Below are 25915 nucleotides of genomic sequence, written 5' to 3'. Positions count from 1 at the left end.
GAATCTTGCGCCCGTGCGCAGTTGGGGTGGCGGGGCGAAATCTCAAACGTTCATTCTTTGAACGACGTGATCAAAAATATGGCATGCGCCACATTCGCTGTCAAGAGTTTTTCCTTTGTTGAAGGCCCCGCGGGAACCCCTTGACAGTGAGCCAAGCCACGCTCTAAATTGAACGAAGCGTTCAGCAAGTGAACGTCGCAAGTGAAGTTGCCTGCATAGCCCGGCACGAGTCCAAGGAAGCACCGCTGCCATGAATAATGCGCCTTTGAGCCTGTTCGCCTTTGATGTTTTCGCCCCTTCCCACCTGACCTCCGGGTCGTGGAGGAACGACGGCGACCAAGGGCACCGCTACACCGACCTGAAGTACTGGACGGGAATCGCCCAGATGCTTGAACGCGCCGGCTTTGACGGGATCTTCTTCGCGGACAACGTGGGCTACCACGATGTGTACCGCGGCAACGGGGACGCGGCCCTCCGGGACGCTGCCCAGATTCCCATCAATGATCCGACAGTCCTCATCAGTGGCATGGCCGCGGTCACCAAACACCTGAACTTCGGCGTCACTGTTTCGGCAACGTACGAGCCGCCCTACCTGCTGGCCCGCAAGTTCAGCAGCCTGGACCACCTCACCGGTGGTCGGGTGGGCTGGAACATCGTGACGTCCTACTCCGAGGCCGCCGCCCGGAACCTGGGCAAGGAGCAGCAGCTCACCCCGGCTGAGCGCTATGACATGGCTGATGAGTACATGGAAGTGGTCTACAAGCTCTGGGAGTCCTCCTTCGAGGATGATGCCGTGGTCAACGACGCCGAAACCGCCACGTACATCGACCCTGCCAAGGTCCACCCCATCAACCATGAGGGCAAGCATTTCCGGGTCCCGGGTTTCCACCTGTGTGAGCCTTCCCCACAGCGCACCCCGGTCCTGTTCCAGGCCGGCGCCTCATCGCGGGGCATGGAGTTCGGCGGCAAGCACGCCGAAGTGGTGTTCCTGCAGGGAACGTCCGTGGAGGGAACCCGGCGGTCCGTGGACAAGCTCCGCCAGGCTGTGGCCGACGCCGGCCGCGACCCGCGCGACGTGAAGATCGTCATCCTGCTCACTGTCGTGGTTGCCCCCACCGACGAAGAAGCCCAGGCAAAGTACCGGAAGGCCGTAGACACAGCCCCGATCGATGGGATCCTGGCCCGCTTCAGCGGCTGGACCGGCATCGACATGTCCGACTACGAACTCGACACTCCGCTGCGTTCGGTGGGCACCAAAGCCGGCCAGTCCATGGTGGACATGTTCTCCAAGGCCGACCCGGACCGCGACTGGACTCCCCGCCAGATCGCCGAATTCCTGGCCGTTGGCGGCACCGGTTCCACCGTCATCGGTTCGCCCGAGACGGTTGCCAAGGAACTCCGCCGCTGGCGCGACGAGGCCGACATCGACGGCATCAACCTCAGCTACACCACCAAACCGGGCAGCTGGGAAGACTTCATCGAACTCGCCCTCCCCGCACTCCGCGCCCAAGGACTCATTGCGCCGCTCCGCGACCACGAGCGGGACGCGGTGACCTTGCGCGAGACGCTTTTCGGCCAGAAGTTCACCCTCGACGGCCACCCGGCCACGGGACACCGCACCCAGCACCTCGCCCCGGCGAACTAAGCACCCACCGATATCAACGGAGATACCCATGACTGAACTCTTTGACACCGAACAGGCTGACGTCGTCGTCATCGGCGCCGGACTGGCCGGGCTGATCACCGCCCGCGAACTGACCAACCGAGGCCACCACGTGGTGGTCCTCGAGGCCCGCGACCGGCTCGGTGGCCGGCTGTGGACCGAGCGCCGGCTCGGCCAGAACCTGGAACTCGGCGGCAACTGGCTGCACTGGACCCAGCCCCACGTCTGGGCCGAAGTCACCCGCTACGGACTCGAAGTCTCCCGCGGCCCCCGCTCGGAAGAGACGTTCTGGCTGGCCGGCAACGAGGTCCGCCGCGGCAACCTGGACGACTTCATGAAGCTCATCGACCCCGGCATGACCCGCCTGCTCGAAGACACCGTCAAGTGGCTGCCCCGCCCGGACGCCCCCCTCACCGTGGAAAACCTCGCCGAAGCCGACCAGTACAACCTGCAGGAAATGCTGGACAAGCTGGACCTCTCCGAGGACGAGCGCAACGCCAACGAAGCCGCCTGGGTGGGCCACTTCAACGCACCCCTTAACCAGTGCGCCTACGTCAACGCCCTCCGCTGGACCGCCGGTTCCTCCGGGCACTGGCACCTCATGCACGAGGCCTCGGCCATCTACCGCCTCAAGGACGGCAACGACGGCCTGGTCAACGCCATCGCCGAAGACACCACCGCGGACATCCGCCTCAACTCCCCGGTCACCAAGGTGGAGCACAACCACGACGGCGGCACGGTCACCTACGGCGACGGGCAACGCATCGAAGCGAAGAAGATCGTCATCACCCTGCCGGTCAACGTCCTGCACAAACTCGACGTCACCCCCGCCCTGCCCGAAGGCAAGACCGCCCCAAGCCGGGAACGCACCGCCTCCCAGGGCGTCAAGGCCTGGATCCGGGTCAAGGGACCCATCAAGCCCTTCTTCGCCTACTCGGCCCAGGACAAGCCACTTTCTGTGATCCGCACCGAATTCCTCGGCGAAGACGACGCCGTGCTGGTGGGCTTCGGCGCCGACGCCAACCGGATCGACGTCACGGACATCGAGCAGGTCCAGGAAGCCATCAAAGTGTGGCGCGATGACCTGGAAGTCATCGAAGTCACCGGCCACAAATGGGGCGAAGACCCCTACGCCGAGGAAACCTGGCTGGTCCAGCGCCCCGGCCAACTCACCAAATACCACGCAGCCCAACAGGCCTCCGAAGGCGCCCTGCACTTCGCCAGCGGCGACATCGCCAACATCTGGGCAGGCTTCTTCGACGGAGCCATCGAATCCGGCCTCCGCGTCGGCCGCCAAGTACATCAAGAACTGCACGAGGAACAGGCATAGCCATGAGCGACATCACGCCGGCGTTCTACCGCCAAATCCTGGGCAAGCTGCCCACCGGCGTCACCGCCATCACCGGAATCAATGACGACGACGAGAAGCTCGGCCTCGTGGTGGGCACGTTCCAGTCGCTGTCCCTTGAGCCGCCGCTGGTGATGTTCTGCGTGGACAAGTCCTCGTCGAGCTGGCCCAAGCTGCGGAAGCTCCAAAAGTTCACCGCGAACATCCTCGCCGATGACCAGATCCCCATCTGCAAGTCCTTGTCCCGCAAGGGCCCTGAGAAGTTCTCGGGCCTCCCTTCCACGCCCGGTCCCCTCGGAACCCCGCACTTGGAAGGTGCCACGGCCTACATCGACTGCGTCGTCACGGCGGAGGTCTTGGTGGGAGACCACTACATGGTGGTGGGCGCCGTCACCAGCATGGAAGACGGAACGGGCGATGCTTTGCTGTTCCGTGGCGGCAAGTTTGGCCAGTACGTGCCCATCGACATCCCGGCGCCTGCCGCTGCGGCACCCGTCGCCCCGGCACCCGTCGCTCCAGCACAGGCACCCGAACTCGCAAGGAGCGCATCATGAGCCGTCGCGACACCATTTTGAAGGCCTGGAACGGCGCCTGGGGCAACGGCGATCTCGCCGCGTTCGAGCAGCTGCTCAGCCCTGGCTACGTCCGCCGCTCCAAATCCGGCAGCGAGGACTTCGCCAGCCTCCGCAAAACCATCGAAGCCATGCACACGGCGTTCCCGGACTCGTCCACGGACATCCTGCAGATCATCGAGGACGGCACCCAGGTTGCCATCCACTGGCAGACCACGGGCACGCACACGGGCGAGTTCATGGATGTCCCCGCCACGGGCAGGAACGTCACCGTGACCGGTGCCTCTTTCCTGACGTTCGACGGCGATAAACTCGCCGAGGAATGGGTGGTGTGGGATCCCCGCGAGCTCCTCTCGGCCCTCGGCATCTGGCACCTCGGACACGGAAACTAACCCAGAAAGCTCCCCATGACTCTTCACGGACACTCCCTCATCGCCGGCGAGGCCACTCCCGGCACCAGCGGTTCGGCCTTCGGCATCAACCCTGCCACGAATGAACAGCTGGAACCCGCCTACAGCCTGATCAGCGAAAAGCAGTTGCAGGAAGCCACTGCGGCCGCCGAGGACGCCTTCGGTTCCTTCAGCGCCCTGGACCCGGAGGAGCACGCCCGGTTCCTGGACGCTATCGCGGAAAACATCGAAGCAGTCGGCGAGGAACTCGTCGAACGCGCGTCCTTGGAAACCGGGCTTGGACTGGACCGTCTTCGCGGTGAACGTGCCCGTACCACCGGGCAGCTGCGGCTCTTCGCGAACGTTGTCCGCCAGGGCGACTTCCGCGGAGTCCGCATCGATCCCGCCCTTCCCGGGCGTACGCCCTTGCCCCGCGCGGACATCCGCCAGCGCCAGATCCCCCTGGGCCCGGTGGCTGTGTTCGGTGCGAGCAACTTCCCCCTCGCGTTCTCCGTGGCCGGCGGCGACACGGCCTCGGCCTTCGCTGCGGGTTGCCCGGTGATCGTGAAGGCCCACAACGCCCACCCGGGCACGGCCGAGCTCGTGGGCCAGGCCATCACCAAGGCCGTGAAGGACCTGGGCCTGCATCCGGGCGTGTTCTCGCTGGTCTACGGCTCAGGTTCGAGCATCGGGCAGGCCCTTGTTGCGGATCCTGCGATCAAGGCCGTGGGCTTCACCGGATCCCGCGCCGGCGGCACTGCCCTCATGCGCACCGCCGCGGCACGACCGGAGCCAATCCCGGTCTACGCCGAAATGTCCTCCATCAACCCGGTCTACGTCTTCCCGGGAGCCCTCGAAGGCTCCGAAGAGGACATCAAAGCCCTGGCCAAGCAGTACATCGGCTCTGTCACTGGCAGCTCCGGCCAGCTCTGCACCTCGCCCGGCCTGGTCTTCGTCCCGGCAGGGGAGGCAGGGGAACGCTTCGCAACAGCCGTCACTGGAGAAGTCACCCCTCTCCATGGCCAGACCATGCTGACCGGCGGGATCGCCACGGCATGGCAGCACGGCTACGACGCCCTCGAAGCCGCCCCCGACGTCGAAATCCTGGGCCGCGGCACCGAAGGCCCGGGCCAGAACGCGCCCGCACCCGCCGTGTTCGGCGCGGACCTGGACGTGTTCATCAACAACCCGATCCTCCATGAGGAAGTGTTCGGTGCCGCGTCCCTCGTGGTCCGCTACAAAGGCATCGAAGACCTCATCGAAGCCACCGCCAAGCTCGAGGGCCAGCTCACCGCTTCACTCCACCTCACGGAAGCCGACTACGCCACCGCGGCACCACTGATCCCCACCCTGGAACGCAAGGTAGGCCGCATCATCATCAACGCCTGGCCTACCGGCGTCGAAGTCGGTCACGCGATGGTCCACGGCGGCCCGTTCCCGGCCACCTCGGACGCCAAGACCACGTCCGTCGGCACCCTCGCGATCGACCGCTTCCTGCGTCCCGTTGCCTACCAGAACTTCCCCGAGGAACTGTGCCCCGCCGCCCTCAAAGACGCCAACCCCTGGAACGTGAACCGCCTCGTGGACGGGCAGCCCCAGCCCGCCGGTCAGGGATAGTCCAGCCCACCCCAAGTCAGCCGCCCGGCGATCGCAACCGCCGGGCGGCTTTTCCATGCGTCCAGGTTCCCCTGCCCGCGGGACCGTTCTGTGCCGTGAGAGTCTGGTATTCCGGACGCTCGCGATCGGGGAGGGCTAGGAAGTCAGTGGCAGTTCTGTGCATTCTTGAGTACGGGATACCGGACAGGCGGTGGGAAAGTTGCCTGGAAAGTCACCCTTGAGTACCCAAGCAGTGAGGCACCATGACAACCACGCCACTGGCACCCGGCAAGTCCACTTCCAAGGTTCCGGCCGCCGAAAACACCCTGCGCATCCTCAAGCTGCTGGCGTCGCGCCGCGGTCCCATGGCGGCGTCGAACATCGCCACGGCGCTCGGCCTGCCGCGCTCCAGCGTCTACCACCTGCTGGGGGTCATGGAGGCCAACGGCTTTGTGCTGCACCTGCATGAAGAACAGCGCTACGGCTTGGGAATCAGCGCCTTTGAGCTCAGCTCGGCCTACTCGCGGCAGGAGCCCCTTTCCCGTCTGGGGCGGCCCATGCTTGCCTCGTTGGTGGATGTCATCGGTGAGAGCGCGCACCTGGCCGTCCTGCACGGTCGCGACGTCCTCTACATCGTGGAGGAGCGGGCCAAGAACCGCCCCAGCCTGGTGACCGACGTCGGAGTTCGCCTGCCCAGCCACCTCACCGCGAGCGGCCGCGCCATTTTGGCGGCGCTGCCCAAATCGCAAGTCCGCGCGCTGTACCCCAATGCTGCAGCCTTCACGTCGCGGCATGAGGTGGAGTTCCCCATCATGAAGTACTCGGCCTTGTCCTCGCACCTGGACCAGGTGCGGCAGCGAGGCTACGCCACGGAAAACGGTGAAATCACGCCGGGTTTCGGCTCCATCGCCGCCGCCGTGACGGACCACGTGGGGTGGCCGACGGCGGCAGTCGCCGTGACGTTCCTGGAGGACAAAGTGCCGGCCGAGCAATGGCCGGTCCTTGCTGCCCGCATCCGCAAGGCGGCGGATGAATTGTCGGTCCGGATCCACGGGCGCCCGGCCGTCTGAGTTGCCTGCCCCCGCCCCAACTAGGTCGCATTAGTGCGCGTTTTGAGCCGTCAAAACGCGCACTAATGCGACCTACTTGGGTGACGAGGCCTGCAGCTTAGGAAGTTCCAGGAGGCTCCGGGGTCTCGCGCTCGACGAGCCTTCTGAACACTTCCAGCTCACCTTTGAAGCTGCCCTTGTAGGAGCCCGTTGCGAAGAGGCGCCCAAAGATTCCCGCAATGAATCCCCGCGTGACGAACTCCTGGTTGAGGCGCGTTCCAGCATCCTCGGGCAGGAACGTGACATCCGATTCGCCCTTGAGGATCGCGTTGCCGAAGCGCGTGCGGATATGCCGTGGCCGCTCGACAGCCAAGACTTCGGTGGGGCTGGCCATCCGCCCGAACCACACCGTGTAGCGGCTGCCGGGCTCGTCAATCGGGCCCACGCGATCCGTCACGCCGGTGACGCCGCCTATCCATTCCTTGAACCGGTCCTGGTCCGTCCAGGTGGCGAAAACACGCTCCGGTGGAGCAGCAATGAAGGTGGACACGTGGAATGTTCCCATGGCTTCAGCATGCGCCTGTTTTGCCGTGAATGCGAGGGTGCGGCAGCGGTCTGTAATCCCGGACAGCACCCGTCGAAAAGCCGTTCCGGGCGCCCCGGGAACAGGCTCTACTGGATACAGAAGATCTTTCACCCAGACATTTACCGAGAGATGAAGGAGCCATCATGGCACCCGCCGATTTCACTACAGGAGCCCGCCCGGTCAAAGCTGCCCGTGGCACGGAGCTCACCGCTAAGTCGTGGCAGACTGAGGCGCCGTTGCGCATGTTGATGAACAACCTGGATCCGGAGGTTGCTGAGCGTCCGGATGACCTCGTTGTGTATGGGGGTACGGGTCGTGCGGTGCGTTCGTGGGCTGCGTTTGATGCGATCACCCGGACCCTGGAAACCATGGAGAAGGACGAGACGCTGCTGGTCCAGTCGGGTAAGCCGGTGGGTGTGTTCCGCACGAATGAGTGGGCGCCGCGGGTGTTGCTGGCGAACTCGAACCTGGTGGGGGACTGGGCGACGTGGCCTGAGTTCCGCCGCTTGGAGGCCGAGGGTTTGACGATGTACGGGCAGATGACCGCGGGGTCGTGGATTTACATCGGCACGCAGGGCATCCTGCAGGGCACGTATGAGACGTTCGCCGCGGTCGGTGAGAAACTCAAGGCCGACGGACGCCACCCCGCCCCCTCGGCGGAAGGTTCCGCGGAGGGGCCGTTGGCGGGGACGCTGACGTTGACCGGTGGGTGTGGTGGCATGGGCGGTGCGCAGCCGCTGGCGGTGACCCTGAACGACGGTGCGTGCCTGATCATCGATGTTGATGAGACCCGCCTGCGTCGCCGTGCCGGGAAGCGTTACCTGGATGAGGTCGAAACGGACCTGGACACCGCGATCGCCAAGGTCACCAAGGCCAAGGCCGAGCGCCGTGGCTGGTCGGTCGGGTATGTGGGCAACGCCGCCGAGGTCTTCCCCGAACTCCTTCGTCGCCACAAGGCAGGCGAGCTGACCATTGATGTGGTCACGGACCAGACGTCCGCGCATGATCCGTTGTCCTACCTGCCCGAGGGCATCACCGTGGCCGAGTGGCACACCGAAGCCGCAGCGGACCCGGAAGGGTTCACGAAGAAAGCCCAGGCCTCCATGGCCCGCCACGTGCAGGCGATGGTGGAGTTCCAGGACGCCGGCGCCGAGGTCTTCGATTACGGCAACTCGATCCGCGATGAGGCCCGCAAGGGCGGGTATGACCGGGCGTTCGAGTTCCCCGGCTTCGTCCCGGCCTATATCCGTCCGTTGTTCTGCGAGGGCCTGGGCCCGTTCCGCTGGGTGGCGCTCTCCGGTGACCCGGAGGACATCCGCGTCACGGATGAGGCGATCAAGGAACTCTTCCCGGAGAACAAGCACCTGCATAAGTGGATTGATGCCGCGGCCGAGCGGGTGGAGTTCGAGGGCCTGCCGGCACGGATTTGCTGGCTCGGGTACGGTGAACGGCACCAGGCCGGGCTGTTGTTCAACAAGCTCGTTGCCGAGGGCAAGGTCAAGGCCCCGATCGTGATCGGCCGTGACCATCTGGATTCGGGCTCGGTCGCGTCCCCGTACCGTGAAACCGAAGCGATGAAGGACGGCTCGGACGCGATCGCTGACTGGCCGCTGCTGAACGCCCTGACCGCGGCGTCCTCGGGTGCTACCTGGGTGTCCATCCATCACGGCGGCGGCGTCGGGATCGGCCGGTCCATCCACACCGGACAGGTCTCCGTGGCCGACGGCACTGAACTGGCCGCGGCGAAACTGACCGCGCTGCTGACCAACGACCCCGGAATGGGCGTCATCCGCCACGCCGACGCCGGCTACGACCGCGCCATCGACGTCGCCCACGAACGCGGCGTCCGCATCCCCATGAACGAAGGCAAGTAACCCCATGACCATCACCTCAAACGAACAGCTGACCGTCACCCTCGGCTCCAGCGGCGTGACCCCGGAAGACGTTGTCGCCGTCGCACGCCACGACGCCAAGGTGACCATCTCCCAGGACGCCCTGGACACGGTTGCCAAGGTTCGCACCCACATTGACGATCTGGCCACGAGCGAGGTTCCGGCTTACGGCATCTCCACTGGCTTCGGCGCATTGGCCAACCGCCACATTCCCAACGAACTCCGCACCCAGTTGCAGAAGTCGCTGATCCGCAGCCACGCCGCCGGCATGGGCCCGGCCGTTGAACGCGAGGTCATCCGTGGCATCATGTTCCTCCGCGCCAAGACCCTGGCATCGGGCCGCACGGGTGTCCGTCCCGTCGTCCTGCAGACCATGGTGGACGTCCTCAACGCGGGCATCACCCCGGTGGTCCGGGAGTTCGGTTCGCTGGGTTGCTCCGGCGACCTCGCCCCGCTGTCCCACTGCGCGCTGGTCCTCATGGGCGAAGGCGAAGCAACAGGGCCCGACGGCGAACTGTACGGCGTGGCGGGCAAGGCGCCTGTTGCCGAGCTGCTCGCGCAGCACGGCATCGAGCCTGTCACGCTCGCCGAGAAGGAGGGCCTGGCCCTCGTCAACGGCACCGAAGGCATGCTCGGCATGCTGTTGATGGCCATCGCCGACATCCGCATGCTGCTCGCGACGGCGGATGTCACCGCGGCGCTCAGCGTCGAGGCCCTCCTCGGCACGGACCAGGTGTTCCTGCCCGAGCTCCACGCTGCACTGCGCCCGCACCCGGGCCAGGCTGCCAGCGCGGACAACATGCTCCGGGTGCTGTCCAACTCGCCGATCGTCGCTTCCCACCGGATCAACGACACCAAGGTCCAGGACGCCTATTCGCTGCGTTGCGCACCCCAGGTTGCCGGAGCTGTCCGCGATACCGTGGACCACGCCGCGCTGGTGGCATCCCGCGAGCTGGCCGCAGCGATCGACAACCCGGTGGTCCTCCCGGACGGCCGCGTGACCTCCAACGGCAACTTCCATGGCGCACCGGTGGCCTACGTGCTGGACTTCCTGGCCATCGCCGTTGCCGACCTGAGCTCCATCGCCGAGCGCCGGACGGACCGCATGCTGGATCCTGCCCGTTCGCACGGACTCCCGGCCTTCCTCGCAGCAGATCCGGGCGTGGATTCGGGCCTCATGATCGCCCAGTACACCCAGGCCGGCCTGGTCTCGGACAACAAGCGGCTGGCCGTGCCGGCATCGGTGGACTCCATCCCGAGCTCCGCCATGCAGGAAGACCACGTGTCCATGGGCTGGCACGCTGCCCGGAAGCTGCGCAAGGCCGTCGAGAACCTGCGGCGGGTGCTCGCCGTCGAGCTTGTCACCAGCGCCCGCGCCATCGATATGCGCACGCAGCTGTCCGACGGCGAACTCACCCCAGGTCCTGCCGGCACGGCAGTGCTTGAGGTGCTTCGCGAAGTGGTCCAGGGTCCGGGCACCGACCGGTTCCTGTCGCCTGAGCTCGAAGCGGCTGACCGTTTGGTCGGCTCGGGTGCCGTCCGTGCGGCAGCCGAATCCGCCGTCGGGATTTTGGCCTGACGTCGAATAAAAGCCTCATATAAGGCGCATGTTTGTCACGTTCCGGAAATTGTTCGCAACGCAGTCTCCGGAACGTGGCAAATGTAGTAATACTTATGGTGTACGTCACGTCCACGCCAACGATGTCGTGGGCTTGACGGTCAACCGTCTTACACAAGTCAATACACAACGAACATCCACAAAGGGGTAGAAGTTCAATGAAGGCACGCGGAGCAGTCCTGTCCAGGCGAAACGCTCACACGGCTACGGTGTCCGACTGGAGGCAACTCCGGGTGGGCGAATTGGTGGAAGTGGTCAAGTACGCCCACGTCATCGCAACCGGCCAGATCGAGGAAGTTTCCAGCAGCGGGAATGTGGTGTGGCTTGAACATTCGGGGCCCGGGGTCACCGAAGAGGGCAAGGAGCTTTTCATGAAGTCCGACGGCGTGACCCTCCGCCGGGCATAACAACCCAACTGAGTCGCAGTAGTGCGCGTTTAGAGCACTCAAAACGCGCACAATTGCGACCTACTTGGGGAGCTTAAACAGAAACCGGGGCCTGTCCCTTTCCGCGGGTAGTAGAGCGGAAAGGGACAGGCCCCGGTTTTTGGCTTCGCTGCCAAGAACCTGCCTTCGTGGGTGTGGTCAGGCGGCGAGGGCTTCGTGGGTCTGGCCGAAGGGAACGGATTCGTCCAGGGCCACGGTGTAGGTGCCGGGCTCGTGGCGCGTCACCAGTATGCCGCAGTTAGCTTCTGCTGCTGCGCTTTCGATCAGGGTATCCACGGCGCGATCGAGTCCGTCGTGGATCTCGCCTGCCTCGGAAAAGGACAGGCGGATTTCGCGTTCTGCCGTCATTGCAGTCATTGGGGGACCTCCTATTACGTGCCGCATGCGAGGGCGACCCATCGATTATAGAACCTCTCACCCAAAAATTTGTAAGATGACTGGCAGCTAAGTGACGTGTGTCTCACCGGCGGACCATGGCCCGGAGCAGCTTCACAGCCACGGACAGCGCGGCAATGTCCATGGGACCTGGCTTGATTGCTTCCTGGATGGTCTCCTGGATGCGCGCCAGTTGTTCGATGTTTCCCCGTTCCCAGTCCATGATCCGCTCTACGGGATCGCTGACGGTCGCTGAGCGGGGAGTGTGCCGGACCACGGCCTTGGTCATGTCCGCCAGCACCAGGTACATGTCATCCCTCAAAGCCGCCCGGGCCAGGGATTCCCAATGGGTGTCCCTGGAGAGCATGGTGATGTGTTCCAGGAGGGGGATGGCGGAAATACGCTCGAACACGGCAAAATACACCTCGGCCACAGCTTCCACCGGCTCCTGGAGTTCCTCGGCGATCGCGGAGATATCCAGCAGCCCGTAGCTCACCAGGAGCTCGGAGGCCCGGATGCCCAGGCTGTGCGGCAATCCCACGGAGTCGGTGTGGGCCAGGCGCTTCAAGGAGTGGGCCAGGTTGATGCCGTGCAGGAATCCCGTGAAGTTGGCCCGCATCAACGCCATGGGACGTTCCAGCCGGGCGAAGGCATCCGCCACCGGCTTGTCCCGGAAATCATGGGTGACGTACCAGCGGACGGCGCGATCCAGCAGGCGTCGCATGTCCAGGGCCACGGCCGCTCCGTGCTCGCTCGGCGTGCTGGACGGAAGCTGGGCGATGGTCTCCATGACGGAATCGAAGTCCCAGATCTCCCGCATCACCACGAACGCCCTGGCCACGGCAGTGGCGGACACCGTGGTCTCCTCCATGGCCCGGAAGGCGAAGGAGATGCCGCCCATGTTGATCATGTCGTTGGCCACCACCGTGGCAACGATTTCGCGGCGCAACGGGTGGGTGGCAAGGTGCTCGCCGAACCGTTCTGAGACCTGCTTGGGGAAGTACGAGTGCAAGGTTTGCGAGAACCAGGGATCGTCCGCCAGGCCACCGTCCGTGAGTTCCTTGGCGAGCTCGATCTTGGCATAGGCCGCCAGGACCGCCAGCTCAGGGGTGGTCAGGCCCTTGCCCGTCAAGATCCGCGCCCGGAGTTCCTCGTCGCTTGGCAAACATTCCAACTGGCGGTCAAGGTCCGTTGCCGCTTCCAGCCAGTCCATGGTCCGTTCAAAACTGGGACTCCACTCCACTGCCAACTGCTTGTCGTTGAGGAGGAGCGTGTTCTGGTGGTCGTTGGTTTTCAAGACCAGCCGGCCCACTTCGCCCTGGAGCGAGTGCAGGAATCCGGTCCGCTCCGCCGCGGACATTCGTCCTGCGGAGATCATCCGGTCCAGGAACACCTTGATGTTGACCTCGTGGTCGGAACAGTCCACCCCGGCCGAATTATCGATTGCGTCCGTGTTCACCAGGATTCCAGCAAGGGCTGCCTCGATCCTGCCCCGCTGGGTCACCCCGAGGTTTCCGCCCTCGGCGATGATGTGAGCCCGAAGATCCCGGGCGTCCACGCGGATGGAATCGTTGGACTTGTCCCCGACGTCCGCATGGGATTCCGTGGAGGCCTTGACGTAGGTGCCGATGCCACCGTTGTACAGGAGGTCCACCGGGGCAGCGAGGACCGCGCGCAGAAGCTCGGGCGGGCTGGCCGCCGTCGTGCTTTCCTCCATGCCCAAGGCGAGGCGGACCTGTTCGGTGACCGGAATCGATTTTTCCGATCTGGAGAACACTCCGCCGCCGGGGCTCAGTTTGGTGGGGTCGTAGTCGGCCCAGGACGAGCGGGGGAGTTTGAAGAGGCGTTCGCGTTCCTGGTAGGAGGCCGCCGGGTCCGGGGTGGGGTCAAGGAAGATGTGCCGATGGTCGAAGGCGGCAACCAGCTTGATGTGGTTGGACAGGAGCATGCCGTTGCCGAACACGTCGCCGCTCATATCCCCGATGCCCACCACCGTGAAGTCCTCGGCGCGGGAATCGATGGTGAGTTCGCTGAAGTGATGCCGCACGGACTCCCAGGCCCCGCGTGCGGTGATGCCCATCTGCTTGTGGTCGTAGCCCACGGAGCCGCCGGAAGCGAAGGCGTCTCCCAGCCAGAAGCCGTACTCGGCCGCCACCGAGTTGGCGAGGTCGGAGAACGCAGCGGTTCCCTTGTCCGCGGCCACCACCAGGTAGTAGTCGTCGCCGTCGTGCCGGACCACGCGAGGTGGCGCCACTACCGTGCCGTTGGGGCCGCCGTCGGGATCGGCCACCAGGTTGTCCGTGATGTCCAGGAGGCCACGGATGAAAGTCCGGTAGCTTTCCTGTCCCTCGGCGAGCCATGCCGCCCGGTCCTCGGCGGGGTCCGGGAGGAGCTTGGGGAAGAAGCCGCCCTTCGCGCCCGTGGGCACGATGACCGCGTTCTTGACGGTCTGGGCCTTCACCAGTCCCAGGATCTCCGTGCGGAAGTCCTCCCGCCGGTCGGACCAGCGCAGCCCGCCGCGGGCAATAGGCCCGAAGCGGAGGTGAACGCCCTCAACACGCGGCGAGTAGACCCAGATCTCGAACTTGGGCCGGGGCGCAGGTGCGGCGGGAATGCTGGACGGGTTGAGCTTGACGCTGATGTACGGCTTGTCCAGGTAGAAGTTGGTGCGCTGGGTGGCCTCCACCAGGCTCGCGAGTTGCCGCAGGAGCCGGTCCGCATCGAGGACCGGCACGGCGTCGATTGCTGCGGCCAACGCTGTCCGGGCTTGATGGATGGCCTGGGTCCGGTGGCTGAGCTCGCTGGTGCCTTCTTCGAAGACATCGCCGCCGCCTGCAGGCGCGCCGGGGCCGGGTTCGAACAGGTCCGGCGCAAAGAGGTCCGGGTTGAATTTGGCTTCGAACAACTCCAGCAGCGCATGCGTGGCCGTGACATTGGCCCGCAGGGTATCCGCAATGAAACCATACGAGTTGGTGCTGCCCAGTTGCCGCAGGTACTTGGCGTAGGCGCGCAGGATCGCCACCCGGCGCCAGTCGATGCCCTCCCTGATCACCAGGGCGTCGAAGGCATCCGACTCCGCATCGCCGCGCATCGAGGCGCAAAACGAGTCAGCCAGCAGGTCAGCCGTCGGCAGCGGGTCCACGCCGCGGGGGTACTTCAGCCCGAGGTCGTACAGGAAAAACTGCCGGCCATCCGCGCGCTGCACATCGAAAGGCCGCTGGTCCAGGACCTTCAGCCCCAGGTTGTGGAAGAACGGCAGGATCTGCGTGAGGCTCTGCGGACGGGTCAAGTACAGGCGCACGCGGGCGTCCTCGGCCAGGATGGCGGTGCCGGGGCGCTTGTAGACGGAGACGATGGGATCCGGTTCCCGGTTTTCGATCTGGTCTCCCGCCGGGAATCCTTCGAACCTGGCGATGTCCGCAACGGCATCTTCCACCTCATAGTCGGCTTTGTAGCTCGCCGGGAACGCCCCGGCCCACTGCGCCGAGAGCCGGGTGGCTTCCTCCCGGGGATACCTTGCCTGCAGTGCCTCGTCCAGGCCCTGGGCCCAGGACCTCGTGGCGGCAAGGATGCGCTGTTCCAGGACCGTTGAATCGATGAGGACCGCTGAATCGACGACGGCGGCAGTCACCCCCTGCGGAGTGGTTCCGCTTTCGCTGTGGTTGCCGCCGGGAATCAGGATCCGGAAGAACACCCGTGCCATGGCTGACTCTCCCAGCCGCAGCTCGAACTCGATCTCTTCGGCGCCGAAGGCTTCGCGCAGCTCGCGCTCGATGTTGAGCCGGACGGCCGTGCTGTACCGGTGGCGGGGCAGGAAGACGAGTGCCGTCATGAACCGGCCGTAGGAGTCCGGGCGAAGGAAGAGCCGGGTGCTGTGACGCTCCTGCAGGCGCAGGATTTCGCGGGCGTGCACCGCCAGTTGTTCGGCATCGATGTGGAACAGTTCATCCCGCGGATAGGCGTCCATGACGGCCACCAGTTCCTTGCCGGGATGTGATTCCGCGGGGTAGCCGAACATCCGCAGCACCTCCGACACCGTGTCCCGGATGACCGGAATCTGCAGGGCCGAGTGGGCCGAGGAGTTGGGGGAGAACAGGCCAACGAAGGTGCGCCCGCCCGGGACGCCGGGGGTTCGGACCCTCATCTCGTCCAGGTACGCATGGCGCAGCACTGTCGAGCGGCGGTTGGACTTGGTGAGCGTGAGGATCGGCGTCCCGGAATGTGGGTTGTCCATGGCGGTCTCCGCGGCCGGAAGGTCCTGCAGGATCCCGAGCCCCGTTCCATCCGGCCCGCGGTACCCCAGGAACACGAAGTTTCCGTCATCCAGCCAGCGCAGCAGCTCTTGGGCTTCGTCCGTTCCGGCGTCGGACTGCCTGTCCAGTTCCCGCAGCACGCTCTCCAGCTGTGCGTGCATGGCCACAGTGTCCTCGGCTGCGGTACGAACGTCGTGCACCACGGCCTCCACACGGGAGATGAGCCGCGCGGTGGTTTCCTCATCCGCCAACCGTGGGATGTCCAGCGCGAGCCAGGCTTCGGTGAGGCTGCCGACGTCGTGCGTTTCCGGTGGGTGTTCGACGCCGGTGGGCAGCCCCGTGCGGTGCGGTCCCCGATGGAGGCCGACCAGGCGGTGGGTGGCGGGGTCGCGGTCCACCCGGAACGTGGGGTGGACCAGGAGACGGATCGATGACGTGTCCCTGGCGATCTCGGCGGTCACCGAGGGCAAGAGATACGGGAGGTCATCCGTGACGATCGCAATGACGCTCGCATCGGCCTCGTGCAGGATGCCGATCACGGACTGCCCGGGCTCGCGGCGTTCAGCCAAGGTCCGGTGGTAGCGGGCCCGTTCCAGCAGGGTTTCGGGGGTGTAGTTGCGGACGTCGTCGTCGGCCACGTGCTCGTAGTAGTCGGTGAGAAACCCGTCCGCCGGCTCCATTGTGGGTGCCATGTCGCGCCTCCGCTGCCCTGGGGCTGCGCAAGTAGCGGCCGTACTGGTGCGGTCGGCGAAGTCCCTGCGCCTCATCCCATGATCGCTTCCAAGGGGCCGGCGGTAAAGGGATCAGGGAGGTCTTCCGGAGTGCGGCCGGTGGCCGCGGATCCTGCCCGCGGCCACCGCAAACCCGCTAGGGTTTGGTGTGCCAGAACCCCCTGACAATCTCGTACGCAAGGCGAACGAGGTTGACCATGAAGTTCAGGCGGCCCCAGTGCTCGGAGCGTTTCCGCTGACGAGGCATGGTGCACCCCCTCTCGAGGACAGGGTGCGATTGCGGCCGATGTGTTTGCACACGGCACGCAACGGGGCATACCCTTGAGGTGTGGCTTCAGGGGTATGTCCTGAATATCGCACCAAAGAGCGCTCCGCGCTGAACAAGGACCCGATTGCCGTCGGGTCTTTCGTTTTTAACGAAACAGCCGGCTGTTGCCCGCTGTGAAGTAGTTTATCGAGAGTTGGCTACTTATTAGTTCATGCAGACGCTTATCCCCAGACGCACTCAGCCCCTTGCCGGAAGTCCGGCAAGGGGCTGATGTGTTTGCCCGCGGGCGCTTAGCGCTTGACGGCGTCGAGCTTGAGCATCTTGGCGATGACGTTGTCGAGTTCGGAGTCGTCGAAGATTTTCTTCCAGTCGTCCTTGATGATGGTGTCCTTGCCGTACTGGATGGCGATTTCGCAGGCCTCGGAGAACGGGTTGGAGCCACGGAGGGCGTTGGTGAGGGCGATCTGGACGTGGCCGAACAGCATGGCCTTGGCAGCTGCTTCGGGGACGCCGACGGTGTGGACGGTCTCGTGCAGTGCTTCGTTCAGCAGGGTGCCGATCATGCACGCCACGGTCTCCACCAGGGTGGGTTCCAGCACGGCGAGCTGGTACACGGTGACCCAGTGGACGTCGATCACGGGGGCGTAGATGGTGCGGATGACGGCTTCGGCGTTGTCGCGGGTTGCCGCCGGGGCGTCGTCGTCGATCGCGGCGACGACGTTCTGGGGTGCGCCTTCGCCGCCGAAGGTGTCGGCCCATTCTTCCTTGGTGGTGCGCTCCAGGAACACGGACGGGTGGCACGGGTGGGCGACGGCCTGGACCACGTCGTCGCGCTTGGCCAGCAGGCCGGCGTAGGCGGCGGCCGGGTCCAGGGTCAGGAGGATGGCGCCGGACTTCATCTGCGGGACCACGCCTTCGGAGACGATGCCCAGGACGGTGTCCGGGACGGCGAGGATCACGACGTCGGCGCCCTTCACGGCGTCGTCGGTGGCGGTGATGTCGCGGCCCTCAGCCTGGATGCGTTCCTGGCCGGCGGGGGAGTTCTCGCTGTAGAAGACGGTGTGGCCCGACTTCTGGAGGTTCCGGGAAACGCGCATCCCCATCTTGCCTCCGGCTCCGATGACGGCGACGGTCAAAGTTTCTGCTGACATTTCACTTGCTCCTTAGGAAATCGAGGCTTTGTTGGGTCCACTGGTTTTCGAGGCGGATGGTTTCTGCTTCGGTGTCCTGCCAGGGCAGCCAGTGTTCGACGATTTGATTGATGTTTCTGGTTTTGGGCTGGATCTTGTCGACCATGTAGTCGTAGTCGAGGAGTCCTTCGCCGAGGGGTGCGCCGGAGTACGTGAATCCGACCCATCCCTGTTTGCGGCTGAACGCAAAGTCTTTGATGTGCATGTTCAGCACATGCGGTGCCACCTGGTCGATGACCTGCCGGGGCATCTCCAGGGCCGCGACGGTGTTGGCGGGGTCGCTGCAGATGCCCAGGTACGGGTTGTTGACGGTCTTGATGACGTCCAGGATCCGTTCGGTGGGGACTTGTTCGTAGGTTTCGATCGCGATCTTCACCCCGGCTGCTTCGAACTCCGGAAGGACCTCGGTGAAGATCGCCGTGGCTTCGTCGGTGGTGGGGGTGTGGCCGGGAACGTTGAACATGCTCCGGAGCAGGTCCGAGCCCAGGATTCCGGCGGTGTGCAGGAACTTCCGGAGGTGTTCTTTCTGGATGCCTTTGGTGCCGAGTTCCAGGGTGATCCCGAGTTCGTCCGCCGTCGCACGGACGGCGGCGAGGTCGGCGTCGTCCATGTCCTCCAGCGGCGCGTAATCGCAGATCTGGAAGAGGTCCACGCCCAGCTCGGCGGCCTTCCGGAGTGCGTCGTGGATGCTCAGCGGGTTACTGACCTGGTCCGAGAGCTGCCAGAAAAACGCGTAGCTGGAGAGCCCAATCCTGCTCATGCTGCCACCTCCTGCGTGGCCAGGCGGGCCGCGGCCTCATCCAGGATGGTCTTCAACGCGGCGGGGTCGTGCGCGAAGCGGCCCAGGAACAAACCCGCGACGGCGGTGTCCAATTCCGTGATCAGGCCCGGTCCGGCGCTCCCGCCGTAGATGACCCGGCTGTCTTCCTGGCCCGGCAACGAGCGCAGGTGGGCGTCGAGGCCGCGGACCACCGCGCTGATGTAATCCGGGGTGGCCGGTTCGGGTGCGCCGATGGCCCACTGCGGCTCGTACGCCACGATGGTCCTGCCCGCCGGCCCGAGGGTGGCTGCCCGGTTGAGGGCGGCGTCGATATCCCCGGTGCATTGGGCGATCGCCTCTTCGGGGGAGCCTGCGGTGAGTTCGCCGACGCAGAGGACGGGGGTGAGGCCGTTGCGGTACGCGGCAGCGGTTTTCAGGCCAATGACGCGGTCGTCTTCACCGAAGATCCGGCGGCGTTCGGCGTGGCCTACTTCGACGTACCGGCCACCGAGTTCGGCCACGGTCTTGCCGCCGACTTCGCCCGTGTAAGCGCCTTCGTCTTCCCAGAAGATGTCCTGCGCCCCGGTACCCACCTGCGCGGAACCGAGGATGCGGGCAGCTTCGGGCAGGGCGGGCAGGACCGGAAGGATAAACAGTTCAATGTCGCCGTTCTGCACCGCCGGGTGCTTGTAGGCGATCGTGGCGACGTCGCGGCAGTAGTCCACGGAGCGGGCGTGCCCGAAGTACATCTTCAGGCTCACCCCGATCACGGCCTTGGCGGCAACAGGATTAGCAGCTGGTGACACCTTCGTAGTCCTTAATCAGGGTGACTTTCTCTGCCGAGGCGGAGCTTTCGTCGAAGGTGTAGGTGAGCCATTCCTTGGCCAGCCGGCGGGCCAGTTCCAGGCCGATGACGCGCTGTCCCATGGTGAGAATCTGGGCGTTGTTGGACAGGATGGAGCGTTCCACGGAGAAGGAATCGTGCGCGGTGACGGCGCGGACGCCGGGGACCTTGTTCGCGGCGATCGCCACCCCCAGGCCGGTGCCGCAGATCAGCAGGGCGCGGTCTGCTTTGCCGGCGGCGACGAGTTCGGCCGCGGCGATCGCCACCGACGGGTAGGGAGTGTGGGAGGTCGCGTCCACCCCGACATCGGTCACGGACTCCACCAAAGGGTTCGCTTCCAGGTCAGCCTTGAGGGCTTCCTTGTACTCGAATCCGGCGTCGTCGGCTCCGATGACCAGGCGCAGTGTGGCGCTCATGCGTTCTCCTTAACAGTGTTCTTAGCGGCGGTTTCACCAATGAGGGTGTTGTGGATGGCCCGGACGATCAGGGCCATGGAGATGGCTCCGGCGTCCGGGGTTCCGAGGCTCTTTTCGGCGTGCGGTCGGGCACGGCCCATGAGGGGCAGCAGGTTCGCGGTCGCTTCGGCGGACTGCTCCGCGACCGTGGCGGCAGCACCCCACGCGTCCCGGAGGGAACCGCCGTCGTTCACCGCGGCGGTGAGGGCGTCGCTGAACGGGGACAGGACATCCACCAGGGTTTTGTCGCCCACCTTGGCTTTGCCGAAGTCCATGATGGAACGCTTCGCCTCAGCCACCCCGGCGGCCACGGCCGCGGCGTTGGGGGCCACTGTGTCGCCCACGGCGGCACCGACCGCGCGCAGGGCCATGCCCCACAACGCACCCGAGGTACCACCGGCCTTGTCGGCCCACGCGTCAGCGGCCAGGTTGAGCACGGTCCCGGCACCGGCACCGCGTACGACGGCGTCTGCCGCGGCAGCTGCTGCGGCGTGGATACCGCGTTCCATGCCGATGCCGTGGTCACCGTCCCCGGCGATGGCGTCGATCCTGCCCAGTTCGGCCACGTTTGCGTCGATCACGGCCTTCGCCGCGTCCAAAGCGGCCAGCACAGCGCCGGCCGAAGCCTTCGATTCCTCGCTCGCGTCCGGGATCACGGCCAACTGCTCCGCGTCAAAGGCGAGTTCCTCGGCGTCGAGCGCTTGGGCGGTGACCGCTCTGCGGCGGAACGCGGGAGCATCGGCGGGAGCGAGCCACAATTCCTCGAGTTCAGCGTCGAGCCAGAACAGGGTCAAGGAGGTACCGGCCATGTCGAAGCTGGTCACAAGTTCACCGACCTGCGGGTCCACCGCCACCACACCCGCCTCTGCGAGGAGCTGGGCGACGCGGCGGTACACCACAAACAGTTCCTCGTACTTCACCGAACCCAGGCCGTTCAGGATCGGGACAACCCGTGCACCCTCCACCGAGACACCGTCCGGGACCTCGGCCAGCAGGTCCTTCACGAGCAGTTCGGCAAGGGCATCCGCCGTCGGGATGTCCGTTTCGCCGATGCCGGGTTCGCCGTGGATACCCATGCCTACCGCCATGCGCCCCTCGGGAACGGAGAAGAGCGGCTCGGGAGCGCCGGGCAGGGTGCAGCCGGTGAACGCGACACCGAACGAGCGGGTCCGGTCATTGGCGCGTTCGGCGATCTCCACCACCGAGTCCATGGAGTGGCCTGCCTCTGCGGCGGCTGCGGCGACCTTGAACACGGTCAGGTCACCGGCGATGCCGCGGCGCTTGTGCTTCTCCGCCAACGGGGCCGAGGAAATATCGTCCGTGACCGCGATGCTGCGGCAATCGATGCCCTCGGCGCGGAGCCTGTCCTGGGCCTGGGTGAAGTGCAGGACGTCCCCGGCGTAGTTGCCGTACCCCAGCAGCACACCCGCGCCGTTATCCGAGGCTTTGGCCACGTTATAGACCTGCTGCGCGGAGGGGGAAGCGAACAGGTTCCCCATCGCCGCACCATGCGCCAGGCCCTGGCCCACCAATCCGGCGAACGCCGGGTAGTGGCCCGAGCCGCCACCGATCACCAAGGCGACCGTGTCCGGCGTCGAACGCGTGCTCCGGGCTACGCCGCCGGAAACCCGGCGGACCCACCGGCCGTGCGATGCCACGAAACCATCGATCATCTCGTCAGCGAAGGCTGAGGGTTCATTGAACAAGCGGGTCATGCGGGGGCTCCTGGAGCAGTTGGCGTGAAAGTGTGCGTGGTTGGGAGGGGTGACCGCCCTTCGGGAGGGCACCCCGGATCTGGGAGGGTTACGGCTCTGAGCGGTGTCCGGCGCCCTGGGGGTCGAGGGCTTCGGCAGAGGTGCCTTCTGCGGCCTTGCCCTGGCGGCTGAGGACCACCATGAGCATCGAGGAGAGCAACATGAAGCCACCCACCACGAACATGGGAACCGTATAGTTGCCGGTCCAGTCCTTGAGCCAGCCCGTGATGTAGCCGGCACTGAAGCCTGCCAGGTTGCCTACGGTGTTGATGAGGGCGATGCCCGCTGCGGCGGCTGCACCGGTCAGGAATTGCGTGGGAACGGTCCAGAAGTTGGGCAGTGCCGCGAAAATGGCCATGGCGGTGATGGTGATGACGGCGATGGTCGCAGCGGGGGAGCCGGCAAAGAGAGCCAGCGGGATGCTGAGGCCGCCGATCAGTGCCGGGAGGGCGATGTGCCAGGTCTTGACGCCGCGTTTGGTGGCGTCCTTGGACCAAAAGTACAGGGCGAATGCTGCCGGGAGGTACGGGATGGCCGTGATGAGGCCCTTCTGGAAGACGTCGAACTTGGCGCCGTAGAGGCCTTCGAAGCCCGCGATGATGGTCGGCAGGAAGAAGCCCAGGGCGTAGAGGCCGTAGATGAAGCCGAAGTAGATCAGGGAGAGCATCCAGACACGGCCGTTGCCGAACACGGTGCGGACGCTGACGTGCTTGTTGCTGGCGGCAGTCTGGGCCTTTTCCTTCTCCAGGGCGCCGGTCAGCCAGGTCTTTTCCTCGGCGGTGAGCCACTTGGCCTTGGCGGGGTTGTCGGCCAGGTAGAACCAGGCGATGACACCGATCACGATGGCCGGGACAGCGACGCCGAAGAACATGAAGCGCCAGCCTTCAAGGCCGAAGAACACGCCGTGCTGCTGGATGAGCGCACCGGCCAGGGGAGCACCGATCACGGTGGTCAGCGGCTGGGCCAAGTAGAACAGGGCAAGGATCTTGCTGCGATGCTTGGACGGGACCCAGAGGCTCAGGAACAGGATGGCGCCGGGGAAGAAGCCGGCTTCTGCAACACCGAGGATGAACCGCAGGATGTAGAGCTGCTCAACGTTGCCCACCCAGGTGAATAGCAGGGACACGATGCCCCAGCTGACCATGATGCGGGCAAGCCAGCGGCGGGCGCCGAACTTGTGGAGGGCAAGGTTGCTGGGGACTTCCAGCAGGATGTAGCCGATGAAGAAGACGCCTGAGGCGAAACCGAACTGGGCTGCGGACAACGCCAGGTCATTGTTCATGCCATTGGGGCCGGCGAAGGAGATGGCCGTGCGGTCCAGGTAATTGATGAAGAACATCAGGGCGACGAACGGCACCAGCCGGATCGCCACCTTCTTGATTGCGGATTTCTCTACCACCGATTGTGTGGTGTCCACATTGACTCCTAGATGTTGGTGTCCCCGCAGATCCTGCATTGGATGCGCCGGGCTGACTCGTGGATTGCCGGTCTGGGTCCGGCCAAAACGAAGCTTGTGACTTAAACCATAGGACTGGAATCAGAATTGGTCAACCGGTTGATGTGTTCCTTTTGGAAGCGTCCTCCGACGCTGCCCCTGATTGGTCATCCGGTTGCTACGCTTTGAGGATGCCTGTGAATCCCGCCGCCGCAGCGGCCCAAATGACGGCGGCTCTTGCGCCCATGGAGCAGGGCTCCGTCGTGTCCGAAGTGGCCGAGCGCCTGCTCGCCTACTTCACCAGCGGTGATATCGCGCCGGGCACACGGCTGCCGGCCGAACGCACGCTGGCAGCGTCGTTGGGTGTTGGACGCTCGGCCATTCGCGAGGCCTTGGCCGCCTTGGAGATTCTCGGCATCGTCATCGTCCGGCCGGGTTCCGGGACGTACCTGCGCGACGGCGTCTCCGAACTCTTGCCGCGGACGCTCAGTTGGGGCTTGATGCTGGGGGAGCCGCGCACGCGGGAACTCGTTGAGCTCCGCAGCGGCCTGGAAGTGCAAGCCGTGGAGTTGGCCGCCGGGCGGGTCACCGACGAGGCCTTGGAACGCATGCGCGCCAACCTCGATGCCATGGAGAGGAACCTCGATGACCTGGCAGCTTATGTCGAAGCAGACGCCGCTTTCCACCGCGAGATCGCTGCCGCCTCCGGAAACATGGTCCTGGAGGAGCTCCTGCAGAGCATCCGCTCCCTGCTGAGGATCTGGGTGGACCGCGCCCTGACGGACGAAGGCCACGCAGAAGCTGCCCTCAAGGAACACACGGCGATCTATGAAGCTTTGAAGGCCCGGGACGTTGACGCTGTCACCCAGCAGATGCGCTCCCATATGGTTACCGCATCCCGCCGGCTCCTCGCAGGCTTCGACGCCGCGCAGTAAGACTTCCGCCGAGTTGCCAACCCGGCGAGGGCCACGGACCCATCAGACGTGGTGGCGGGATTCGAACCCGCGTGCGCTGCTTTGCAGGCAGCTCCCTGGCCTCTTGGGTACACCACGTGCCAACGACACTAGGTTCGGCCGGGGTAGCCAAGCAAAGTTCTTTGCTCCGGTTTTCGCAGGGCTACGCAGCCTGACGCCCGGGCTACGTCGCTGGTCGCCGCACTACGTCACTGTTTCCTACGGTTGCGTGGCATGAAGCATGCGCCCCCGCCATGACCTTCCCGCCAGTTTGGCCACGCCGGCGCCGATCAGGAGCGTGAGGATCGCCGCCGCGGCGTGCGTGTAAAGCATGAGGTCCCCTGCGTGGATGGGGGTGCCGCCGGGCGCGGGAACGGGCAGGTCTTCCGGAATCCGGCCGGTGCCGTGGAGGTGGTCCAGGGAGCCGAGCCCGGGGATGGAACCTCCCAGCGCGTCAAAGCCAAAGAACAGCAGCTGCTGCGTTGCTCCGGAAACCAACAGCAACAGCAGCGGCCCGTGGATCCAGCGGGAAATGAGCTGCGCGCCCAACGCCGCAAGGGCCACGAAACCAAGCAGTACCGGGATGGCCGGCGCGCTTCCGCCGGAGACAACGTGGGCAGCGAGGCCAAGGGCAACCGCCACGGGCCCGGAGACCCAGGTCCATTTGTTCTGGACAGTCCACTTGTCCTGCACAGGAGTTGCGCCCATCCACACAGGCTATGCGCAGGATGGCCGCAAGGAAACAGCTAGGCCAGGAGCGTGTTCACCAGCCGGGCCGCAACCTTGGCGGTACGGGAGTCGATGTCGAACTCAGGGTTCAATTCAGCCACGTCCAGGTGCAGCAACGCGCCACTCGCGGCAACCTGCTTGCAGACCGCGCTGATCACCGGCAGCGGCACGCCATACGCGGCCGGGGCACTCACGCCCGGCGCCACCGCGGCGGGCAACACATCGAGGTCGATCGTCAGGTACAGCACGTCGATCCCGGCCAGGAAGTCGGCCACGAAGGTCTCCACCGCTTCCGGTGAGCAGTCTTCGTCCAGCAGGTATTTCACGCCGAGCCGGTCCGCGGTATCGAACAGGGTCCGCGTGTTGTTGGGTTCGGAAATACCCACGACGGCGTACTGCAGTTCGCGCCCCGCGGCGGCCTCCTCCTGGGCCATCTGGAGGAACGGGGTTCCGGAGCTCGGTGTCGGCTCATCCCGCAGGTCGAAGTGGGCATCGAGGTTCAGCACGCCCAAACGTTTTCCGCTGCGCACGGCCTCCGATCCGGCAACGCCCAGGTAGCTGGCAAACGCGGTCTCGTGCCCGCCGCCCAGCACCACGGTGAGGTTGCCGCCGTCGAGCAGTCCCGCAATGGCGCGTCCTGCCCGCTCCTGGCCTGCTTCCAGGGCGTCGCCCTCGACCACAACGTCGCCGGCGTCGAAAACGTCGCGGTCCAGGTGGAAGGCCAAAGGACCCAGCGCGGCACGGATCGCGGCCGGAGCTGCGGCGGCACCCACGCGCCCTTTGTTGCGCTTCACGCCGGCGTCGCTGCAGAAACCAAGCACGACGGCGGGGCGCGAGGCGGCTGCGGCGGCCTCCGGAGCATGGGGAGCCACGGCCTGCCACCACCGGCGGTGTTCGTCGCCGTCGCCGTCGAAGCGTCCGGTCCACGGCCTGGGGGTGGTGTCTACGGTGAAGGCGCTGGTTTCCATGCTTAAAGCACACCGGACCCGGACTGCCAAAGCCAGCAGTT

21 protein-coding genes and 1 tRNA gene are annotated in these 25915 nt (G+C 65.4%); 10 read left to right on the top strand and 12 right to left on the bottom strand.

Annotated elements, in window-relative coordinates:
• Window positions 1–250 precede the first annotated feature (250 nt).
• From ACIPY3_RS15875 to ACIPY3_RS15850, 6 genes are all read left to right on the top strand, one after another.
• Window positions 251–1645, top strand: coding sequence for an LLM class flavin-dependent oxidoreductase (locus ACIPY3_RS15875; RefSeq protein ID WP_400335592.1), 1395 nt, complete (start codon window positions 251–253; stop codon window positions 1643–1645).
• Window positions 1646–1673: 28 nt separating this feature from the next.
• On the top strand, window positions 1674–2993 hold the full coding sequence (locus ACIPY3_RS15870; RefSeq protein ID WP_400335590.1) for a flavin monoamine oxidase family protein: 1320 nt from the start codon (window positions 1674–1676) through the stop codon (window positions 2991–2993).
• Between the two features lie 2 nt (window positions 2994–2995).
• On the top strand, window positions 2996–3565 hold the full coding sequence (locus ACIPY3_RS15865; protein WP_400335588.1) for a flavin reductase family protein: 570 nt from the start codon (window positions 2996–2998) through the stop codon (window positions 3563–3565).
• Window positions 3562–3975, top strand: coding sequence for an ester cyclase (locus tag ACIPY3_RS15860; RefSeq protein WP_400335586.1), 414 nt, complete (start codon window positions 3562–3564; stop codon window positions 3973–3975). The genes ACIPY3_RS15865 and ACIPY3_RS15860 overlap by 4 nt, the downstream gene beginning before the upstream one ends.
• Window positions 3976–3990: 15 nt before the next feature.
• The gene (locus ACIPY3_RS15855; protein ID WP_400335584.1) at window positions 3991–5589 is read left to right on the top strand and encodes an aldehyde dehydrogenase (NADP(+)); all 1599 of its coding nucleotides are present in this window, start codon (window positions 3991–3993) and stop codon (window positions 5587–5589) included.
• Between the two features lie 242 nt (window positions 5590–5831).
• Window positions 5832–6638: an IclR family transcriptional regulator gene (locus ACIPY3_RS15850; protein WP_397325008.1), complete on the top strand. Its 807-nt coding sequence runs from the start codon at window positions 5832–5834 to the stop codon at window positions 6636–6638.
• Between the two features lie 97 nt (window positions 6639–6735).
• Here ACIPY3_RS15850 and ACIPY3_RS15845 read toward each other — a convergent pair whose 3' ends face one another.
• A complete protein-coding gene (locus tag ACIPY3_RS15845) occupies window positions 6736–7182 on the bottom strand; it encodes an SRPBCC domain-containing protein (RefSeq protein ID WP_400335582.1) in 447 nt (148 codons plus the stop codon).
• Window positions 7183–7346: 164 nt separating this feature from the next.
• Here ACIPY3_RS15845 and ACIPY3_RS15840 point away from each other — a divergent pair, with 164 nt between their 5' ends.
• From ACIPY3_RS15840 to ACIPY3_RS15830, 3 genes are all read left to right on the top strand, one after another.
• Entirely contained in the window at window positions 7347–9077 is a 1731-nt protein-coding gene (locus ACIPY3_RS15840; RefSeq protein WP_400335580.1) for a urocanate hydratase, read from the top strand.
• A gap of 4 nt (window positions 9078–9081) precedes the next feature.
• Entirely contained in the window at window positions 9082–10674 is a 1593-nt protein-coding gene (gene hutH / locus ACIPY3_RS15835; protein WP_400335579.1) for a histidine ammonia-lyase, read from the top strand.
• Window positions 10675–10871: 197 nt separating this feature from the next.
• A complete protein-coding gene (locus ACIPY3_RS15830) occupies window positions 10872–11120 on the top strand; it encodes a hypothetical protein (protein WP_400335577.1) in 249 nt (82 codons plus the stop codon).
• A gap of 177 nt (window positions 11121–11297) precedes the next feature.
• Here ACIPY3_RS15830 and ACIPY3_RS15825 read toward each other — a convergent pair whose 3' ends face one another.
• The 8 genes from ACIPY3_RS15825 to ACIPY3_RS15790 form a co-directional block, all read right to left on the bottom strand.
• The gene (locus ACIPY3_RS15825) at window positions 11298–11507 is read right to left on the bottom strand and encodes a hypothetical protein (protein ID WP_397325062.1); all 210 of its coding nucleotides are present in this window, start codon (window positions 11505–11507) and stop codon (window positions 11298–11300) included.
• A 112-nt stretch (window positions 11508–11619) separates the two neighbouring features.
• On the bottom strand, window positions 11620–16479 hold the full coding sequence (locus ACIPY3_RS15820) for an NAD-glutamate dehydrogenase (protein WP_400335575.1): 4860 nt from the start codon (window positions 16477–16479) through the stop codon (window positions 11620–11622).
• A 597-nt stretch (window positions 16480–17076) separates the two neighbouring features.
• Window positions 17077–17937, bottom strand: coding sequence for a phosphogluconate dehydrogenase C-terminal domain-containing protein (locus ACIPY3_RS15815; protein ID WP_400335573.1), 861 nt, complete (start codon window positions 17935–17937; stop codon window positions 17077–17079).
• A gap of 1 nt (window position 17938) precedes the next feature.
• Window positions 17939–18736 carry a sugar phosphate isomerase/epimerase family protein gene (locus ACIPY3_RS15810; RefSeq protein ID WP_400335570.1) on the bottom strand — a complete coding sequence of 266 codons (798 nt, stop codon included), beginning with the start codon at window positions 18734–18736 and terminating at the stop codon, window positions 17939–17941.
• Complete coding sequence (locus ACIPY3_RS15805) at window positions 18733–19542, bottom strand: triose-phosphate isomerase family protein (protein WP_400335567.1); 810 nt, start codon at window positions 19540–19542, stop codon at window positions 18733–18735. The genes ACIPY3_RS15810 and ACIPY3_RS15805 overlap by 4 nt, the downstream gene beginning before the upstream one ends.
• On the bottom strand, window positions 19526–19996 hold the full coding sequence (locus ACIPY3_RS15800; protein ID WP_400335565.1) for a ribose-5-phosphate isomerase: 471 nt from the start codon (window positions 19994–19996) through the stop codon (window positions 19526–19528). The genes ACIPY3_RS15805 and ACIPY3_RS15800 overlap by 17 nt, the downstream gene beginning before the upstream one ends.
• The gene (locus ACIPY3_RS15795) at window positions 19993–21750 is read right to left on the bottom strand and encodes a dihydroxyacetone kinase family protein (protein WP_400335562.1); all 1758 of its coding nucleotides are present in this window, start codon (window positions 21748–21750) and stop codon (window positions 19993–19995) included. The genes ACIPY3_RS15800 and ACIPY3_RS15795 overlap by 4 nt, the downstream gene beginning before the upstream one ends.
• Window positions 21751–21838: 88 nt before the next feature.
• Entirely contained in the window at window positions 21839–23206 is a 1368-nt protein-coding gene (locus ACIPY3_RS15790) for an MFS transporter (protein WP_400335560.1), read from the bottom strand.
• A gap of 209 nt (window positions 23207–23415) precedes the next feature.
• Here ACIPY3_RS15790 and ACIPY3_RS15785 point away from each other — a divergent pair, with 209 nt between their 5' ends.
• A complete protein-coding gene (locus ACIPY3_RS15785) occupies window positions 23416–24159 on the top strand; it encodes a FadR/GntR family transcriptional regulator (protein WP_400335558.1) in 744 nt (247 codons plus the stop codon).
• A 46-nt stretch (window positions 24160–24205) separates the two neighbouring features.
• Here the strand turns inward: ACIPY3_RS15785 and ACIPY3_RS15780 are convergent.
• The 3 genes from ACIPY3_RS15780 to hutG form a co-directional block, all read right to left on the bottom strand.
• A tRNA-Cys gene (locus ACIPY3_RS15780) sits at window positions 24206–24276 on the bottom strand.
• Between the two features lie 120 nt (window positions 24277–24396).
• A complete protein-coding gene (locus tag ACIPY3_RS15775) occupies window positions 24397–24885 on the bottom strand; it encodes a hypothetical protein (RefSeq protein ID WP_400335556.1) in 489 nt (162 codons plus the stop codon).
• A gap of 38 nt (window positions 24886–24923) precedes the next feature.
• The gene (hutG, locus tag ACIPY3_RS15770; RefSeq protein WP_400335554.1) at window positions 24924–25874 is read right to left on the bottom strand and encodes a formimidoylglutamase; all 951 of its coding nucleotides are present in this window, start codon (window positions 25872–25874) and stop codon (window positions 24924–24926) included.
• Window positions 25875–25915: the final 41 nt, after the last annotated feature.

The sequence above is a fragment of the Paenarthrobacter sp. NPDC089714 genome (assembly GCF_044748905.1).
Classification (GTDB): domain Bacteria; phylum Actinomycetota; class Actinomycetes; order Actinomycetales; family Micrococcaceae; genus Arthrobacter.
Note: the sequence above shows the minus strand (reverse complement) of the source record. Positions and strands in the feature narration are given on the sequence as shown.

Bases quoted from the DNA above. Each gene is read 5' to 3' on its own strand.
- ACIPY3_RS15795 (WP_400335562.1), bottom strand. From the start codon at position 21,750: ATGACCCGCTTGTTCAATGAACCCTCAGCCTTCGCTGACGAGATGATC.
- ACIPY3_RS15850 (WP_397325008.1), top strand. From the start codon at position 5,832: ATGACAACCACGCCACTGGCACCCGGCAAGTCCACTTCCAAGGTTCCG.
- ACIPY3_RS15875 (WP_400335592.1), top strand. From the start codon at position 251: ATGAATAATGCGCCTTTGAGCCTGTTCGCCTTTGATGTTTTCGCCCCT.
- ACIPY3_RS15860 (WP_400335586.1), top strand. From the start codon at position 3,562: ATGAGCCGTCGCGACACCATTTTGAAGGCCTGGAACGGCGCCTGGGGC.
- ACIPY3_RS15800 (WP_400335565.1), bottom strand. From the start codon at position 19,996: ATGAGCGCCACACTGCGCCTGGTCATCGGAGCCGACGACGCCGGATTC.
- ACIPY3_RS15855 (WP_400335584.1), top strand. From the start codon at position 3,991: ATGACTCTTCACGGACACTCCCTCATCGCCGGCGAGGCCACTCCCGGC.
- ACIPY3_RS15810 (WP_400335570.1), bottom strand. From the start codon at position 18,736: ATGAGCAGGATTGGGCTCTCCAGCTACGCGTTTTTCTGGCAGCTCTCG.
- ACIPY3_RS15845 (WP_400335582.1), bottom strand. From the start codon at position 7,182: ATGGGAACATTCCACGTGTCCACCTTCATTGCTGCTCCACCGGAGCGT.
- ACIPY3_RS15830 (WP_400335577.1), top strand. From the start codon at position 10,872: ATGAAGGCACGCGGAGCAGTCCTGTCCAGGCGAAACGCTCACACGGCT.
- ACIPY3_RS15840 (WP_400335580.1), top strand. From the start codon at position 7,347: ATGGCACCCGCCGATTTCACTACAGGAGCCCGCCCGGTCAAAGCTGCC.
- ACIPY3_RS15785 (WP_400335558.1), top strand. From the start codon at position 23,416: ATGCCTGTGAATCCCGCCGCCGCAGCGGCCCAAATGACGGCGGCTCTT.
- ACIPY3_RS15870 (WP_400335590.1), top strand. From the start codon at position 1,674: ATGACTGAACTCTTTGACACCGAACAGGCTGACGTCGTCGTCATCGGC.
- hutH (WP_400335579.1), top strand. From the start codon at position 9,082: ATGACCATCACCTCAAACGAACAGCTGACCGTCACCCTCGGCTCCAGC.
- ACIPY3_RS15825 (WP_397325062.1), bottom strand. From the start codon at position 11,507: ATGACGGCAGAACGCGAAATCCGCCTGTCCTTTTCCGAGGCAGGCGAG.
- ACIPY3_RS15865 (WP_400335588.1), top strand. From the start codon at position 2,996: ATGAGCGACATCACGCCGGCGTTCTACCGCCAAATCCTGGGCAAGCTG.
- ACIPY3_RS15815 (WP_400335573.1), bottom strand. From the start codon at position 17,937: ATGTCAGCAGAAACTTTGACCGTCGCCGTCATCGGAGCCGGAGGCAAG.
- hutG (WP_400335554.1), bottom strand. From the start codon at position 25,874: ATGGAAACCAGCGCCTTCACCGTAGACACCACCCCCAGGCCGTGGACC.
- ACIPY3_RS15820 (WP_400335575.1), bottom strand. From the start codon at position 16,479: ATGGCACCCACAATGGAGCCGGCGGACGGGTTTCTCACCGACTACTAC.
- ACIPY3_RS15775 (WP_400335556.1), bottom strand. From the start codon at position 24,885: ATGGGCGCAACTCCTGTGCAGGACAAGTGGACTGTCCAGAACAAATGG.